Origin of the sequence: Synechococcus sp. 60AY4M2, assembly GCF_002760375.1 — a bacterium.
Lineage (GTDB): Bacteria > Cyanobacteriota > Cyanobacteriia > Thermostichales > Thermostichaceae > Thermostichus.
In genome coordinates, this window is sequence record NZ_AUMZ01000001.1 from 2,586,259 (window position 1) to 2,602,368 (window position 16,110).

General features: G+C 62.1%; 14 protein-coding genes. 9 read left to right on the plus strand and 5 right to left on the minus strand.

The features are described 5' to 3' along the window. The first annotated feature begins 1 nt into the window (after position 1). Both SYN60AY4M2_RS11345 and SYN60AY4M2_RS11350 read left to right on the plus strand, forming a co-directional pair. Positions 2 to 2,773: a hybrid sensor histidine kinase/response regulator gene (locus tag SYN60AY4M2_RS11345; protein WP_011434294.1), complete on the plus strand. Its 2,772-nt coding sequence runs from the start codon at positions 2 to 4 to the stop codon at positions 2,771 to 2,773. Between the two features lie 3 nt (positions 2,774 to 2,776). Then, positions 2,777 to 3,259 carry a hypothetical protein gene (locus SYN60AY4M2_RS11350; RefSeq protein ID WP_099812950.1) on the plus strand — a complete coding sequence of 161 codons (483 nt, stop codon included), beginning with the start codon at positions 2,777 to 2,779 and terminating at the stop codon, positions 3,257 to 3,259. On the opposite strand, the gene SYN60AY4M2_RS11355 is transcribed toward SYN60AY4M2_RS11350, so the two are convergent. After that, positions 3,235 to 3,786, minus strand: coding sequence for a hypothetical protein (locus SYN60AY4M2_RS11355; protein WP_099812952.1), 552 nt, complete (start codon positions 3,784 to 3,786; stop codon positions 3,235 to 3,237). The two genes, SYN60AY4M2_RS11350 and SYN60AY4M2_RS11355, sit on opposite strands and share 25 nt — an antisense overlap. A gap of 136 nt (positions 3,787 to 3,922) precedes the next feature. Here SYN60AY4M2_RS11355 and SYN60AY4M2_RS11360 point away from each other — a divergent pair, with 136 nt between their 5' ends. Then, complete coding sequence (locus tag SYN60AY4M2_RS11360; protein WP_099812954.1) at positions 3,923 to 4,906, plus strand: acetyl-CoA carboxylase carboxyltransferase subunit alpha; 984 nt, start codon at positions 3,923 to 3,925, stop codon at positions 4,904 to 4,906. Between the two features lie 9 nt (positions 4,907 to 4,915). Here the strand turns inward: SYN60AY4M2_RS11360 and SYN60AY4M2_RS11365 are convergent, their stop codons facing one another. After that, positions 4,916 to 6,679 carry a phospholipase D-like domain-containing protein gene (locus SYN60AY4M2_RS11365; protein ID WP_099812955.1) on the minus strand — a complete coding sequence of 588 codons (1,764 nt, stop codon included), beginning with the start codon at positions 6,677 to 6,679 and terminating at the stop codon, positions 4,916 to 4,918. A gap of 157 nt (positions 6,680 to 6,836) precedes the next feature. On the opposite strand from SYN60AY4M2_RS11365, the gene SYN60AY4M2_RS11370 reads away from it, so the two are divergent. The 3 genes from SYN60AY4M2_RS11370 (at position 6,837) to SYN60AY4M2_RS11380 (ending at position 9,404) form a co-directional block, all read left to right on the plus strand. Next, positions 6,837 to 7,388, plus strand: a complete 552-nt coding sequence (locus tag SYN60AY4M2_RS11370; RefSeq protein ID WP_099812957.1) for a fasciclin domain-containing protein — start codon at positions 6,837 to 6,839, stop codon at positions 7,386 to 7,388. Positions 7,389 to 7,431: 43 nt separating this feature from the next. Beyond that, positions 7,432 to 7,608, plus strand: a complete 177-nt coding sequence (locus SYN60AY4M2_RS11375; RefSeq protein WP_099812959.1) for a hypothetical protein — start codon at positions 7,432 to 7,434, stop codon at positions 7,606 to 7,608. Positions 7,609 to 7,844: 236 nt separating this feature from the next. Beyond that, positions 7,845 to 9,404, plus strand: a complete 1,560-nt coding sequence (locus tag SYN60AY4M2_RS11380; protein ID WP_240527342.1) for a GTP-binding protein — start codon at positions 7,845 to 7,847, stop codon at positions 9,402 to 9,404. Positions 9,405 to 9,455: 51 nt separating this feature from the next. Here SYN60AY4M2_RS11380 and SYN60AY4M2_RS11385 read toward each other — a convergent pair whose 3' ends face one another. From SYN60AY4M2_RS11385 to infC, 3 genes are all read right to left on the minus strand, one after another. Beyond that, positions 9,456 to 11,387: a serine/threonine-protein kinase gene (locus tag SYN60AY4M2_RS11385; protein WP_011430960.1), complete on the minus strand. Its 1,932-nt coding sequence runs from the start codon at positions 11,385 to 11,387 to the stop codon at positions 9,456 to 9,458. Positions 11,388 to 11,513: 126 nt separating this feature from the next. Continuing rightward, entirely contained in the window at positions 11,514 to 11,978 is a 465-nt protein-coding gene (gene bcp / locus SYN60AY4M2_RS11390; RefSeq protein ID WP_011430959.1) for a thioredoxin-dependent thiol peroxidase, read from the minus strand. A gap of 15 nt (positions 11,979 to 11,993) precedes the next feature. Then, the gene (gene infC / locus SYN60AY4M2_RS11395) at positions 11,994 to 12,551 is read right to left on the minus strand and encodes a translation initiation factor IF-3 (RefSeq protein ID WP_011430958.1); all 558 of its coding nucleotides are present in this window, start codon (positions 12,549 to 12,551) and stop codon (positions 11,994 to 11,996) included. A 296-nt stretch (positions 12,552 to 12,847) separates the two neighbouring features. Here infC and SYN60AY4M2_RS11400 point away from each other — a divergent pair, with 296 nt between their 5' ends. The 3 genes from SYN60AY4M2_RS11400 (at position 12,848) to SYN60AY4M2_RS11410 (ending at position 15,984) form a co-directional block, all read left to right on the plus strand. Continuing rightward, complete coding sequence (locus SYN60AY4M2_RS11400) at positions 12,848 to 13,114, plus strand: hypothetical protein (protein WP_011430957.1); 267 nt, start codon at positions 12,848 to 12,850, stop codon at positions 13,112 to 13,114. Positions 13,115 to 13,123: 9 nt separating this feature from the next. Then, positions 13,124 to 14,536 (plus strand): aspartate ammonia-lyase, encoded by a 1,413-nt coding sequence (locus SYN60AY4M2_RS11405; RefSeq protein WP_041438484.1) that lies wholly within the window; start codon positions 13,124 to 13,126, stop codon positions 14,534 to 14,536. Between the two features lie 83 nt (positions 14,537 to 14,619). Then, complete coding sequence (locus SYN60AY4M2_RS11410; RefSeq protein WP_099812961.1) at positions 14,620 to 15,984, plus strand: MFS transporter; 1,365 nt, start codon at positions 14,620 to 14,622, stop codon at positions 15,982 to 15,984. Positions 15,985 to 16,110 lie beyond the last annotated feature (126 nt).

Here is a 16,110-nt window from a genome sequence, read left to right on the forward strand (position 1 = left end):
CATGGGGCCGAATCCCACTTCCCTCGACCCACGCGAGTGGCAGGTTAGGCTGCAGTTTTTGGACGAAGCCCAGGCTTACCTCGACACCCTGGAGGCAGGGGTGTTGGGCCTGGGATCCCAGAGTTTGGATCGCCCCCGTTTGGATCGCTTGCTGCGGGCTGCTCATTCCATCAAGGGCGGGGCGGCCATGATGGGCTTTCCGGTGCTTAGCGACTTGGCCCATCGCCTGGAAGATGGTTTCAAGATCTTGCAGGTGGATCCCCAAAAAGCCGACCCCGCAGTGGAGCGCAACCTCTTGGCGGCGTTGGATTGCATGCGCCAAATAGCCCAGCAGCACCGCCAGCAGCGGCTTTTGGACGAATCTTGGCTGGCAGAGCGGGTGCAGCCTCTTTTCGATCAATTGCGAGAGCAGTTGGGAGAGTTGCAGCCTGAGGACAACGTCCAAGTCCTGGCAGCAGAGGCCGGGGGCGATATGCGGGTGCTGCTGTTTGCAACCGAGGTGGAGGCCTGTCTGCAGCGGTTGGAAGGTGTGCTGGCCCACCCCGAGCAGCCCTGTTTGCGGGAGGAGTTTCTCATTGCTGCCCAAGAGCTGGGGGCGCTGGGGGAAATGTTGGATCTGCCTGCCTTTGCCACCCTGTGCGGCTCAGTAGTCCAAGCTCTGGAGACGCTGCCGCCAAATGCCAAGGAGCAGGTGTTGCCCGTTGCTCAGGCGGCTTTACAAGCTTGGCGACGCTCGCAGGCCCTGGTGCTAGTCGGTCAGGTCGCTCTTCTCCCCAGCTCCTGGGATCCGGCAGAGCCTCCAGTTTCCCCCCCGCCAGAAGCCCCTCCCCCTGCAATGGCAGGAGCCACCGAGCTGCCGGATTCGATTCCAGCCGGGGCCAAAAGCGCTGCCGAGATGCTACGGGTGCCGGCTCGCCCTCTGGAACAGTTGGGGGAGCTGTTGGGAGAGCTCATAGGGGAGCGCAACCGCTTAAACAGTCGCCTGCAACGGCTGCGGGAGCTGGTCAGCTTGTTCAAACGGCGGGTTCGCACTCTAGAAGAAACCAACAGCCGCCTGCGCAGCAGCTACGACCGCGTCGCTGCCACCGTGCCTGCTTCTGTGCTCTTGAAAAAAGAAGGGGATCCCGGCCTGACCTTGGCCGATACCTTTGACCTCTTGGAGATGGATCGCTATGGAGAGATGCACCTGCTGACCCAAGAGGTGATGGAAACCGTTGTGCAAATTGATGAGGTAACCCACGATATCGACACCACCCTGCAGGAGACCGAAGGCAGCGCCCGCCAGCTCAGCCGCCTCTCCAGGCAAATGCAAACCCGTCTCGACCAGGTGCGCATGCAGCCTCTATCGGATTTGACGGATCGCTTCCCCAGAGCGCTGCGGGAGCTGAGCTTAGCCCATGGCAAGCCCGTGGAGCTGCGGGTCTTGGGGGGATCCACCCTAATCGAGCGCTCGATTTTGGAGGCCTTGGCGGATCCCTTGTTGCACTTGGTGCGCAACGCCTTTGACCACGGCATCGAGGCTCCAGACACCCGCCTGGCCCAGGGCAAGCCGGCCAAGGGCCTCATCGAAATTGCCGCCAGCCAACGGGGCAACCGCACTCTGATCACGGTGCGAGACGATGGGGCAGGGATCTGTCTGGATAAAATCCGGGCCCGCGCCTTGCAGATAGGGTTTTCCGCTGCCGACCTGGCTGAGGCCAGCTCCCAGGAGCTGCTGGAGTTGATCTTCCAGCCGGGCTTCAGCACCGCCGAGCGAGTCAGCGAGCTATCTGGACGGGGAGTGGGTCTAGACGTGGTACGCACCAACCTGCAACGAATTGGCGGCCAGGTGCAGGTGGAATCTTGGCCGGGACGGGGCACGCTGTTTACCCTCACTCTGCCCGTTTCTTTGAGCGTCACCCGCGTGCTGCTGACAGAATGCCAGGGGTTGATGTTGGCTTTTCCGGCCAACGCAGTGGAAGAATTGCTTATCCCCCCGCAGTTGCCTGCCGATTCCTTTCTCTGGGAAGGGGAGCAGATCCCTTTAATTCCTGTGGGCCACTGGTTTCGCTTCGCGCGCTGGCAGCCTCGCCGGGAAATTGACGAGACCCCCCTTCTCGACCGACCTGTGGTGCTGCTGGTGGTAGAAGACAACCGGCCCTATGGCCTGTTGGTGGATCGCTTTTGGCGGGAGCAAGAGGTAACTCTGCGCCCGGTGGAGGGAGGTCTGCCTCTGCCGTCGGGATTCTCCGGCTGTACGGTTTTGGCCGATGGGCGAATCGCTCTTTTCGTGGATCCGCCTGCCCTCTTGAGCTGGCTGCTCGCCCAGCGGGATCAGCCCTGTCAGTCGGCAAGGGATCCCCTTCCCCAGCCCAGGTTTGCCGCCCAGCCCACCCTGCTGGTGGTGGAAGATTCGGTCAACGTGCGCCGCTTCTTGGCCATGACCCTAGAAAGAGCAGGGTTCCGGGTTGAACAGGCTCGCGACGGACAAGAGGCCCTCGAGCACTTGCAGAGAGGAATTCCCATCCGAGCGGTGATTACCGACATTGAAATGCCGCGGCTGGATGGCTTTGGCTTGCTGGCCCAGATTCGTGCCCACCCCCTGTATGACCAGCTTCCCGTGGTCATGCTCACCTCCCGCAGTGGCGAGAAACACCGCCAACTGGCCCAGCGGCTGGGAGCCAGCGCCTACCTCTCCAAGCCCTTCCAGGAACAGGAGCTGATCCAAAAGCTGCGGCAACTGCTGCAACCAGCCTCTTCGGCACCTTCCACCGGCGTTTTGATGGCGAGGTAGTCCATGCCCCTGCTTTCCCCTCTGCGCCTGCGTCGTCTGGCTCGGCAAGAACAACTGAGAAACCGGCAGACCTTGATTACTTTCCAACTGGGCTCCTACTGCTTCGGCCTCCCTGTTGATCGGGCGCGGCGAGTTTTTAGCTGGGCAGAGTTTCAGCTTGCTCAGGAGGGCGGCCCCCAGCTTTTGGATACCGGTCGTTTGTTGCTGGGCCGAGGGATCCCTTTTCAACCGGAAGGGGTTATTCTGTTGCAGCCAGGCAGTTCTGAGGACGGATTGTCCGACCAGATCGACAACCCAGAAACAGGGGCTCTGCCCATTCCCACTCAGCCCCTCCTGCGCCGTCTGCCCTCTTCCCAGTTGCAGCCTCTCCCCAGCCGCTATGCAGCTCAGGCCCGCCAACGGGGTATTGTGCAGTGGATCCCGCCAGCCGAAGGCCAGCTCCCCCTGTTGGTGTTCGACCCTCATCTCTGGCCTGTCTGTTCTTGAGCGGGGAGAGGGGGCAGTTGCAGTTCTGGATTCTCCACGCGGGTTAGCTCCCAGCGGAAGTGCTCCCCACCCCGTCGCTGCCAATTCAATCGGAAGGGTTGCTCCAAGGCGTTCACCTGATCCCGCGTCAGGTTGGCTAAGGGGCCGCCGGATCCCTCGATCACAAACCAGAGAGTGGCCTGTCCTTGGCGACTGGGATCCCCTGGGCCGAGCTGCACCTGCAGCGCTTGGGGTTGGAAGCGCAAGCGAAAAAATTGCCCGAAGATCTCGCGGCTGTAGGCCAGCGCCCGCTGCTTATCCAGGCCCCAACCATCGCTATAGGCCTCAGAGACCAGCATCTCCACCTGATCCCAGTTGCGCTGCTCCACCGCCCGCAGCAATTTCTCCGTGTGGACGCGGATTTGTCGCTCAGGCCGCCCGTATTGCCAAAAGGCTCCCACCCCGATAGCCAAGACGACGGATCCCACCACCCCCCAGCGCAGCCAGGGGGGAAGGGGTGAAGGGGGAGAAGAGACAGAAGCAGACAAGGGATCCCTCTTGGGCAGTAGGGGGATTGCTCCCTCTAGCCTACGGGATCTACATGTGAGAAGATCAAAGCCTGACCCCGAAATCTGTGCAGCCTCTGCCGGTCACAGCACGCTCCCGAAATTTAGCCAACCGGTCATGACCAAGTCCAACGACCGCCTACTGCTGGAGTTTGAGCAGCCTGTTGCCGCCCTCGAACAGCGCATCCAGGAAATTCGCGCCTTGGCCGAAGAAAACGACATCGACGCCTCTGAGCAGATTCGCCAACTAGAGGCCAAAGCCGAAGAGCTGCGCCGCGAGATCTTCAGCCAGCTCACCCCCGTAGAACGGCTGCAGGTGGCCCGCCATCCCCGCCGCCCCACCACCTTGGACTACGTCCAGACCATCTGCGACGACTGGTTTGAGCTGCACGGGGATCGCCACGGCCAAGACGATCCGGCCATCGTCGGCGGCCTGGCCAAACTGGGGGATCAGCCGGTGATGATCCTCGGCCACCAAAAAGGCCGCGACACCAAAGACAACATCCACCGCAACTTCGGCATGCCCAACCCCGCCGGCTACCGCAAAGCCCTGCGGCTGATGGAACATGCCCACCGCTTCGGCCTGCCCCTATTGACCTTTATCGACACGCCGGGGGCCTACCCAGGGGTTAAGGCAGAAGCCGAGGGCCAGGGGGAAGCGATCGCCACCAACCTGCAGACCCTGTTTCGGCTGGAGATCCCCATCATCTGCACCGTCATCGGCGAAGGGGGATCCGGGGGGGCTTTGGCCATTGGCATTGGGGATCGCATCTTGATGTTTGAGCACGCCGTCTATTCGGTGATCTCGCCGGAAGGCTGTGCGGCCATCCTTTGGAAAGATGCCAAGAAAGCGCCGCAAGCAGCGGCAGCCCTGCGCATTACCGCCCAAGACCTGCTGCAGCTAGAGGTCATTGACGAGATCTTGCCGGAGCCGGTTGGCGGCGCCCACCGCGCCCCCCTGGAAGCTGCCCAGACGCTGAAAGAAGCTCTCCTGCGGCATCTCAAGGAGCTATCTGCTCTGAGCGGGCGGGAGCTGCGGGAGGAGCGCTACCAGAAGTTTCGCCGCATGGGGGCCTTTCTGGAGCTGGCTCAAGAGAGCTAGACCGGATCCCTACCAGGTGACCCGATCCCGCAGTTGCTCAATCCGGGCCGGCCCGATGCCCTTGACCCGCTGTAGATCTTCCAAGGAGGAAAAGGGACGGGCCTCGATGATGCGCTGCGCCAGGGCCGGGCCAATGCCGGGCAACTGCTGCAGCTCTGCTGCGGTGGCGGTGTTTAAGTTCACGCGGGAAGCTTGCGGGGTAGCCGGCTGGGAAGGGGATCCCCTGTCAGGAACGGAGATCACCTCGACTTCCAGCAGCTCCGGCTCTGCTTCAGATGAGGAGAGGGCGACGGGGACAGGGCTGGGGCAGAGGCGGGCTCTCTCTTCCGCCTGTTGCTGCAGGCGGCGGCTGGGGCCAAAGCGGGCCTCGGCAATGAGCCGCTCGAACTCGCGCACAAAGTGATCCACCACCCGCTCATTACGGATGATCAAAAGGTTTTCGTCGTTGATGTGGTTGGCCGCCATTGACCAGTTGTGGGATCCGGTGATCACCGTGGCCTGAGGAGTGCCGGGATCGACGATGGCGAACTTGTGGTGCAGCTTGTCTCCCGGGGCGAGGTTGGGCACGCCCACGGATGAAGCGGGCACTGTCCAAGGCAGGCGGGCCGCGTCCACCCGGCAGTTTTCGTCCGGGAGCAGCAGCCCCCACATCTCCAGGGTGCGGCTGTAGTCGCGAAAGGCAAAGCCGGGATCGAACACGCCGCGGATCAGCACGTTGCGCTCCTGGCGCAGTTGCCTGAGCTGGTTGGCAATGCCTGAGTCCGTAAAGACCAACAGGGCCAGATCCACCTGCTGCTGCGCTTGGGCCAGGGTGGCCGCGATGATGCCGTTGGAAGTGGCCTCGTAGGGCAGGGAGCGGCTGCTGGGAGAAAAATGTACCCCCACGATGGCATCGCCAAGGTAAACCGTCTCCAGGGGACGCTTGAGCTTTTGCACCCCGAAGCGGCTGTCGGGCAACCCTCCCGGCCCATCTCCCCACATGAGGTTGAACTCCTCGGTGTAGAGGCGAGCCAGCTCGGGGCTATCCAGCAGCAGCAGGTGGTTGGCGTTGCCCACACTGCCGGGGGCATCGAAATCCCCGTGGATATCGGAGAGGGTAAAATTGGCCGATCCGGTCAGCACCCGCTGCCCGTCGATAATCACAAACTTGTGGTGCATCAGGCCGCTGCCCTTGGAGCCGTCGGCAGTGTCGTCCAGCCAGGGCACCTGCCCCCCATCGAGCAGGGCATAGACATCCCGCGTGGCGATCTCTTCTGGGGAGAGGCGCCCATCCCGGTTCACATCCACCAAGTTGCGGTACTCCTCGTACTTGCGGCGGCTGCGCTCGTCCAACGCCCGCACTTCGGCAGGGGTGAGCTGGTGCCAGGCCCGCACATAGGTATTTTCGGTAATCACCCGCACCGGGATCCCGGCCTGGCGCCGCTCGGCCAGGGCCTGGGCAATCAGGGGCAGGTTCAACTCTTGCACCGCCACATCCAGCGACTGCTGGGCGGAGCGGATCTGGGAGAGGATCAGCTCCTCCAGGTTGTAGCCGTAGCGATAGACCTGGCGATAGGGATCCCGATAGGTGCTCTCGCGGCTTTGGTTGAACGCCACCCGGATGCGGGGGTGCTGCGGCAGAGGGGCCAGGGTGGGCAGCTCTGGCTCTTGGGGATAAGGCCGAGGTCGGGGGCCCACCCAGTAGCCAATGGCCACCAGGAGCAGCAGCAGGGCAGCCCAGGGCAGCCAACGACGCAGTTGCCGCCGCCAAGATGGGATCCCGATCCCGTTCATCCCCTTTCTCCCCTCCAGCAACCACACCCAGAATACCGAACTTTACCGTAGCCACTTCTACGCAAAAGTGACCCCTGCTCTGCTCTAGGGCCACCCGTGCGAGAACGGCTTTTGACCCTAAGATGGAGACGAATGTTTTGAGTTATTAACTTTTGTTATGAATCGCAAAACCCTCACCCTTGGACTGACGGCGGCCACCTGCTTGGCCTTGGTCGGTTGTGACAGTTCCAGCAACGATACAGCCATTGCCCTGCCGACGCCCACTCCGACTCTCTCTCCCAGCCCTACGCCGCTGCCCAATATCGTCGCCGTTGCCGCTGCTAACCCTAACTTCAGTACCTTGGTGACGGCCCTGCAGGCAGCGGGCTTGGTGGGGGCTTTGCAGCAAGAAGGCCCCTTCACGGTCTTTGCTCCCACCAATGCTGCCTTTGCCGCTTTGCCCCCTGGCACGGTGGAAGCCTTGCTGCGGCCTGAGAACCGGGCAGAGCTGGTGCGCATTCTCACCTACCACGTGGTTCCCGGCTTGGCCCCCTCCAGCGCCCTCAGATCCGGCCAGCAGGTGACGACTTTGCAGGGATCCCCTGTCACTGTCACCCTTCTTGAGGGCGGACGGATTCGCATCAACAACGCCAACGTGATCACCGCGGATATTCAAGCTGCCAACGGCATCATCCACGTCATCGACACCGTCTTGATCCCACCTCGCTAAGGCTTCAGGCATTATTAATCCGGCAGTGATTGGGAGGCCCAGCGTGGAACGGCCCAAGTGGGTAGCCATTATGACGGGAGCTTTGGCCATTGCCCTGGGGGTGGGCTATTTGTTGTTGGTGCAGCTATTGGACTACCGGGGGGGCGAGTTTTTGCCAGCGCCGCTGGAGCCGCCGGCGGTTTTGCCAGGGATCCCTGTCCTTTTTGGCCACTTGGGCTGAGGGCGATCTCGATTGGCGTTTTCTGTCTTCAGCTTCTGGTTTTGCCGGTGGGTAGCTGTTCCTAAACAAAGCTTCTTGCAAAAACTGTATGCCCAGCTACAGCTAGCCCTATGCTAGAGAAGCGGCTGCGGAGCCCGCTTGCGCCGGGGTTGCCAGCGGAGAGGGTTCAGCCGTCCTAAATTCGCGAACGCTTCTCTCGCCTTTGCAGATCTCTAGACTAGATAGATCTTCAGGGTTTGCCTGGGGATCAGGATCTGTTCCCGATTGGGCATTTGGGCAAGCTGTGGGTTGGCATGGTGTTGTCGCGCTCCACTTGGCTGTGGTTGTTGACGGGGCTGGGCTTGGCGGCTCTCAGCCAATACCTGCAATGGGTTGAGGGCATCTACAGCTTTGTGGCTCCCTATTCGGTGCCGCTGGCGGATCTAGCGGTGGCCGGCATCCTGGGCGGAACAGTGGCGGCAGGGCTGGTGGCACGCCATTGGTGGCAACAGGTTCGCCGACCGCAACAGGATCCCACCCCAGCGGCTAAGCCGCGGCGGCGGGTTAAGTTGACGCGGGATCAGGTGCAAGCAGATCTGCAGGATGTCGATCGCCTTATCCAGAAGCTGCAGGACGACATTAGCCGTCGCGCCTTGCAGGCCAAGGCGCGGGAGATCGATCGACGGCTGGCCCAGGAAGAATTGCACCTGGTGGTGTTCGGCACCGCTTCTGCCGGCAAAACCTCTCTCATCAACGCTCTGCTGGGGCAGCCTGTGGGGGAAACCGCTCCCACCCTGGGCACCACCCAGCAGGGATCCATTCACACCTATCAACTGGAGGGCTGGAGTGGCCCCATCTCCCTCACCGATACCCCTGGCCTGCTGACCATCGGCGGCGCCGGCGAGGCGGAGGCCCGCGCCCTGGCCCAGAAGGCGGATCTGTTGATTTTGGTGGTGGCCGGGGATCTGCTGGCCTCAGAATATGCCGAGCTGCTCGAGCTGGCCCGGCTGGGGAAATCCACCATCCTGGCCCTTAACAAGACGGATCAGATGTTGCCGGAGGAGGTGGAGATCATCTTGGCCCACCTGCGCCAGCGCACCGCCGGCGTCATTCCCCCTGAGCAGGTGGTGGCCATTGCCGCCGACCCGGAGCCCTTGAAGGTTCGCTACTGCTTCCCCGATGGCTCCAGACAAGAAACCTGGGAGCCGCAGCCCCCCGATACAGGCGCCCTGGTCCAGCAGATGGCCCGCCTGCTGCAGCAAAAGGGATCCCATCTGCGCCTGGCCAACGCCCTGTTGCAAACCCAAACCTTGAGCGAGGCCGTCCAACAGGCCCTGCGGGAAGAGCGCTACCACCAGGGTCGCCAGATCGTGGAGCGGATGCAGTGGGCCACCGCTGCTGCCCTGGCCGTGACCCCCCTTCCGGCTTTGGATATGCTGGCGGGGGTGGTCATCCAGGCGCGCATGATCGGGGAGCTGCATCAGGTGTTCGATCGCCGCATCACCCTGCAGCAGGCTCAACAAATGGCCCACAGCCTGGCGCAAATGATCGTGCAGCTTGGGGGACTGGAGCTGGCCACCCAGGCCCTGGGCTCTGCCCTCAAAGCCAGTCCCTGGATGCTCATGGGGATCCCGCTGCAGGCGGCCAGCGGAGCCTATCTGACGCGGGTGGCGGGGCTGAGCTACCTGGAGTGGCTGCAATCGGGGGATCCCTGGCAAGAGGAGCTCCTGCAAGAGCGGCTCAAGCAGCAGCTTCACAGCCGTTATCCGCTGGCCTTTCTCAAGCAATTGGCTCGCCAAGCCCACTCCAGCAGCTAGCCGAACAGCCCAAGCTCAGCTAGGGCCATTTCAAAAGCAAAAAACCCGTCGCTAGCCCAAAGCAACCCCCTCGGCGGCATGGCCATTCGCCGGCAACTGGTTGAGATCCAACTGCCAAAGCTGAAATTGCTGCGGCTTCCCGGCCTTGGGCACTTGCAGCCAGACCAGTCCCCTTTGCCCCACCTGCAACACCTCGGATCCGACGGGCACGGCCACCTGGGCCAAGGGATACCCCCCCTCGCTATACAGCCAGAGGGAAGAGAACTCCTCCCCCTCGCGACACAGGAGCAGCACGCCCCAAGGGGCCTTGGCCATTTGCAGGGGCCACCCCTTCAAAAACCAGCGGCGCAGCCGCAGCGGGTTGACCTGCACCGAGCAAAGGTGGGGGCAGCATCCCTGGCCTCCTCCATCCCCGCCGGCAAAAAGCAGCCGCTCCCCCAAGCTGAGCACTCTCCCCCTGGGATCCAGGGGTAGGCGATAGCGCAGCGGCTGGGAGCCCGTCTGCGGAGGCCAGGCCGCCGGATAGGGCAACACAGTCATTTCCACCCACTGCCGCCCCAATCCCGCCAACAGCACCAGATGCTCCGAGAGAGCCAGCAAGCGGAGCAGGGATCCCGTTGGCACCTGCCAAGGCCAGCGAAAGTAGCAGTGGAACTCCGGAAAAGGTTGAGCTACGGTTGGCCCAGCCGGCAGCCATTGCACTGCCCCAATTTCTTTGGCAGTGGCCCAGACCAACTCCTGCCGCTCCGCCAGCCAGGTGGCTCGCCAATCCTCCGCAAAACTCAGCAAGGTACGGACGCGCGCGGGACTCAGGTGCAAAAGGTTGCTTTTGGAAAAAGCCAAAGCCTCCGGGAAGCTCGGCAAGGGCAGCACTTGCTGCAACGGTTCGGCCAAGGAGAAACAGGCCAGAGGCGGCGCTCCTGAGGCAAGGGTCTGCAGATCCAGCCACTCCAGCCGCTGAGGGGTTACCCGCAGCAGCAGCGGGGATCGGGAGCCGCTCGGATCTTCACAGATGCAGAACTTTTGCTCAGGCAGGGACTCCCTCCCGCCCTCGCCAACAAAACCCGGATCCGGCAGATCCCAGACCTGCAGGCCGGGAGGTGACCGCCTGGACAGGCGAGGGCCGACCCAACAACCGGCTGGCTCCTGCCACTCCCGGGCAAAGGTTGCCAGGGCCGAACGCATCTGGGCCGCGGTGCGAAACCGCCGCAGGGGCAACTTGCGCAACGTGATCTCCAGCAGTTCCTGCAGCGGGGCCGGGATCCCTTCCGGACAGACAAACGGCTGGTTGAGGTGGGCGTGCATCAACTGGCTGGGGGAGCCGGAAAAGGGTCGCCGGCCCGTCAACAGCTCCAGGAGGATGATCCCCACCGCGTAGAGGTCAGAAGCGGGGCTGAACTGGCCGTAGAACCGCTCTGGCGCCATGTAGGCGGGGGAGCCGGTGGCAGAGATCTCGCCGGGAGCAGGCTGGGGGTGACGAGCGATGCCAAAGTCCGTCAGCTTCAGTTGCCAACCCTGGGGCGTGGGCTTGAGCAAGATATTCTCTGGCTTGACATCGCAGTGGATTACCCCCTGTCGATGGGCATGATCCAAGCCGGCCAAGATCTGATCCACAAAGCCCAAAACCTGCTTGACCGGCAGCCACAGCCCCCGCTCCACCTGGTCGATCAGCTCCCGCAGCGTGCCCCCTTCGCAGTACTCCAACACCAAATAGCGCCCCTCACGGGCATGTTCGAGGGCGTAGCAGCGGGTGATGTTGGGGTGGTTCAATGTCAGCAGGTAGCGCAGCTCCCGCAGCAGGTTGGGGGTGGGAAAGCGCTCTGCCGGCAGCTCCTTGAGGGCCACCAGATCCCCCCCGTGGCGGGGCCGGGCACAGAACACGCGCCCATACTGCCCTTGGCCGGCCAAACCCAAAATTTGGTAGCTGTCGTGAATCGACTTGGTGGTACGGGTGCGTCGGGACACGGCCCCAGGGGAATCCATACCGGCACCTTGTATCGTTATATCCCCTGCCCGCTCTCTTCTTGTCCTAATCTCGGCACGGGAACGCTGGACACCTAGGCACCTTTGCCGACAGGGCTGCTCCCCCTGCACCCCCCAACAGAGAGCTTAGGAGCCGGTTAACTGCTTGAGCAGCTCCGCCGCGTGAGCCTCCACCTTGACCTTGGTGATGATGGCCTCGATCTTCCCCTCCGGATCGATGACAAAGGTGGTGCGGTGAATGCCGTTATAGACTTTGCCCATGAACTTTTTCGGGCCATAGACGCCGTAGGCGCTGGCCACCTTGGCCCCCTCGTCCACCAGCAGCGGAAAGGGAAGCTGCAGTTTTTGGGCAAACTTTTGGTGGGAACGGGCGTCGTCGGCGCTCACCCCCAAGACGTGGATCCCGTGCGCCTGATACTCGGCGTAGGCATCGCGAAAGCCACAGGCTTCTCGGGTGCAGCCGGGAGTGTTGTCCCGCGGGTAGAAGTAGAGCACCACCCGCCGGCCCCGCAGCTGGCTCAGGCTGACCAAATTGCCCTCGGCATCGGGCAGGGTAAACTCCGGCGCCGGATCCCCAACAGCAAGAGCCATAGACGGGATCCCTCCTCAGGTGGATTTTTTGGGGGAGAGGATCATCGTGATGTTTCGCCCTTCCTTTTGGGGGGGCTGCTGCATTTCCGCCACGCCTTCTAGGTCTTTGAACAAGCGCTGCAGCAACTCTTCCCCCAACTCGGCGTGCTGGGCCTCGCGACCGCGAAACATCACCGTGGCTTTTACCTTGTCTCCATCCCCCAAAAACTGCTGAGCGCTGCGCAGGCGGACGTGGTAGTCGTGCTCGCCGATGTTGTAGCGAAACTTCACTTCCTTGATCTCGGCGGTGTGTTGTTTTTTGCGGGCCTCCCGTTCTTTTTTCTCCTTCTCAAACTTGAACTTGCCGTAGTCCATGATGCGGCAGACGGGAGGATCCGCCTTGTCGCTGACCAAGACCAAGTCCAGATCTTTTTCTTCGGCCAGGCGCAGGGCTTCGCGCGGGCTCATGATCCCCAACTGGGTGCCATCGGTGTCGATGAGGCGAATTTTGGGGAAGCGGATGCGCTCGTTGATGGCCGGCAGCTCTGCGCGCTGCTTGCGGGGCAAGCGGTCAAGTGGACGTTCTACGGACAAGTTTTCCTCTCTGTGAACAACAACCTAGATGGTAGTACTCAGAGAATAGCAGCCTCTTTTGCGCCCTTGCTGGCCGACGGACTTGCACCCCCAAGTGGTCTATCGGCCAGGAGGGCAAGGCATGCTGCACCTATACTAGCCGGCATTTTTTGTTTTCTTCTAGGGGTTCGCCGACCCACTGGAAGGAAGAAGGATGCTGGATTGGGGCAGCAACCGCGGTAGGATAACCAAAGTGGCGCTCCTGCCGGTGAGAGGGCAGGGGGGGGCTTGTTTTCCGGTTAGCAGGGAGGGCAAAAGTGGTGCAGCTCGGTTTAACGGAACGGGAACTGAAAGAGTTGGCCCAAAAGTCGGTGCAACTGATCCTGAGCCCGCGAGAAGGAGATAGCGAGGCGCTGGCTCAGTACAAAGCCTCGGCCGAATTCCGGGCAGGAGTTCATCTGGCCTGCGCGGCCATGGTGCTCGTCTTGGCGGAAAACAACGAGCGGATTAGCCAGCAGTTGGCTGCTCTCCAGGAAAAGGGATCCCTACCTCTACAGGAACCTTCCCAAAAACCTGCCAGCTAGAGCTGTGCCATGGTTCCAGAGACAGACCCACTGCAAGTGCGCAGCGAGCGGGACGCGATGGGGGAGCGGCAACTGCCGCAGTCGGTGTACTACGGCATCCAAACCGCCCGCGCCCTGGAGAATTTTCCCATCAGCGGCCTCAAGCCGCTGCCGGAGTACGTGGAGGCCTGCGTGCTCATCAAAAAAGCGGCGGCGGAGGTCAACGGCGAGCTGGGCTGCATTCCCCCCGACGTGGCCAAGGCCATTGTCCAAGCGGCAGACGAGATCCTCCAGGGATCCCTGCGGGATCAGTTTGTGGTGGATGTGTACCAGGCCGGGGCGGGCACCTCCCACCACATGAACGTCAATGAGGTGTTGGCCAACCGCGCCCTGGAGATCCTGGGAGAGCCCAAGGGGCGCTACGAGCGGGTCAGCCCCAACGACCATGTCAACTACGGCCAATCCACCAACGACGTCATCCCCACCGCCATTCGCCTGGCGGCCCTGCTGCGGGTGCGGCGGGATCTTTTGGGCACGCTGGACAACCTGGTGGCGGCGCTGGAGCAGAAAGCACAGGAGTTCCACGGCATTCTCAAGGCGGGCCGCACCCATTTGCAGGATGCTGTCCCCATAAGGCTGGGAGATAGCTTCGGCGCCTATGCGGCCATCTTTGCCCAGCACCGCCGCTGGATCGAGGAGGCCAGCCAGGCTCTGGGCAGCTTGGGGCTGGGGGGCAGCGCCGTCGGCACCGGCCTCAATACCCATCCCCAGTACCGGCAAAAGGTGGTGCAACGGCTGGCAGAGTACACCCAGTTGCCCCTTACCCCGGCCCCCCATCCCATGGCGGCGATGCAGAGCATGGCCCCCTTTGTGCACCTGTCGGGATCCCTGCGCAACCTGGCCCAAGATGCCATCAAAATGGCCAACGACCTACGCCTGATGGATTCCGGCCCCAAGACTGGCCTCAAAGAGATCCAACTGCCGCCGGTACAGCCCGGCTCCTCCATCATGCCCGGCAAGTACAACCCGGTGATGGCCGAGATGCTGAACATGGTCTGCTTTCAGGTGATCGGCCTGGACACCGCCATTCTCCTCGCCGCCCAGGCAGGCCAATTTGAGCTCAACGCGATGATGCCGCTGATTGCCTATAACCTCCTGCATAGCTTGCAGATCCTCAACAACAGCCTGCGCGTCTTTACCGAGCGCTGCGTCCGCGGCATCACCGCCCAGGCGGATCGCTGCCGCAGCTATGCTGAGGGGACGCTGGCTTTGGTGACTGCCCTCAATCCCTACATTGGCTACCTGCAGGCGGCAGAGGTGGCTAAGATCTCCCTGGAAACCGGCAAGCCCATCCGCCAGATCGTGTTGGAGCGCAACTTGATGAGCCCGGAACAGGTGGCCAAGGCGTTGAATCTGGAGGCGATGAGCCAGATGCGCTCTTAGCCCCTCCGCGAAAAGGGCAATTAGCCCTCTCGCCTGCCCCTTCCCCCTAGACTAAGTAAGACTCTCCTTTGCCAAGGCAGGCCATGACCGGAGAACGACTGAGCTTGCGGACGAAGCTGGCCTATGGGGTGGGGGATCTGGGCACGGGCATGACGGCCAATATCCTCATCTTTTTCCTGCTGCCCTTTCTCACCAATACCGTCGGCATGGCGGCAGGCTTGGCCGGCAGCATCTACGCCATCACCCGCTTTTGGGATGCCGTCAACGATCCCATCATCGGCATCCTCAGCGACCGCACCCGCAGCCGTTGGGGCCGTCGCCGCCCCTGGCTGCTGTTTTCGGCCATCCCCTTTGGCCTGACTTTTGCAGCTCAGTGGTGGATCCCTTTTCCCGGTCAGATGGGCCCCCTTTTCGCCTACTACCTGGCGGTGTCCCTGCTGTTCAACACCTTTTATTCTGCCGCCAACATCCCCTACGCCTCCCTGACGGCGGAGCTAACCCAGGATTACGACGAGCGCACCCGGCTCAACCAATTTCGCTTTGCCTTCTCGGTGGGGGGCAGCATGGTTGCCGTGGTTACCTTTCCGCTGCTGTTTAACCTGCTGCCGGATCGGGCTGCCGGCCATCTGCTGGCGGGGGCTTGTTTTGGGGCCATCTCGGCTGTGCCCCTGCTGCTCTGCTTTTGGGGAGTACGAGAACGTTTTCAATCCCAACGGGATCCGCTGCCTCTGCTGCAGCAACTGCGGGTGGCCTTCAGCAATCGCCCCTACCTGTTTGTCAGCGGCATCTACCTGTGTTCTTGGCTGGCCTTTCAGTTCACAGCCACGATCATCCCCTATTTCATCGTCTTCTGGATGGGCCTGCCCGAGGTGTGGATTTCTCTGGTGGTGTTGGCGGTTCAGAGTGTTGCCGTGCTGACCCTGTTTGCCTGGACATGCCTGAGCGCTCGGCTGGGCAAGCGCGCCATGTACCTGATCGGGGCGGGGTTTTGGCTCATCTCGCAGGCGGGCCTATTTTTCCTGCAGGCCGGCCAGGAGCGGCTCATGATTGCACTAGCCCTGTTGGCAGGGATCGGGGTTTCCGCCACAGTGTATCTTGGCCCTTGGTCAATGCTGCCGGATGTCATCGACCTGGACGAGCTGCACACTGGGGAGCGGCGGGAAGGGATCTTCTATGCCTTCATGGTGTTCTTGCAAAAGGTGGGCCTGGCGCTAGGGCTGTTTTTCGTGGGACAAGCTCTGGATTGGGCCGGCTTTATCCCTTCGGTGGCCGGAGAGGCCCCACCCCTCCAGCCAGAATTGGCCTTGCTGGCCATCCGCCTCGCCATCGGCCCCCTGCCGGCAGTGGCTTTAATCGGTGGGATCCTGCTGGTGTGGCTGTACCCCATCACCCGGCAGCGCCACCGGCAGATCCTAAGGGAATTGGAGGCAAGACGAGCGGGAGCATGACTCTAGTCAATGATACGCTGGACTATACTGAAAATAATGTACAGTATGTTCAGTATGGCTGCTTGGTATGGCTAGATATGTAAAACCGAGAGAAGCGGCGGATTATTTTGGGGTGTGTCTCCACAC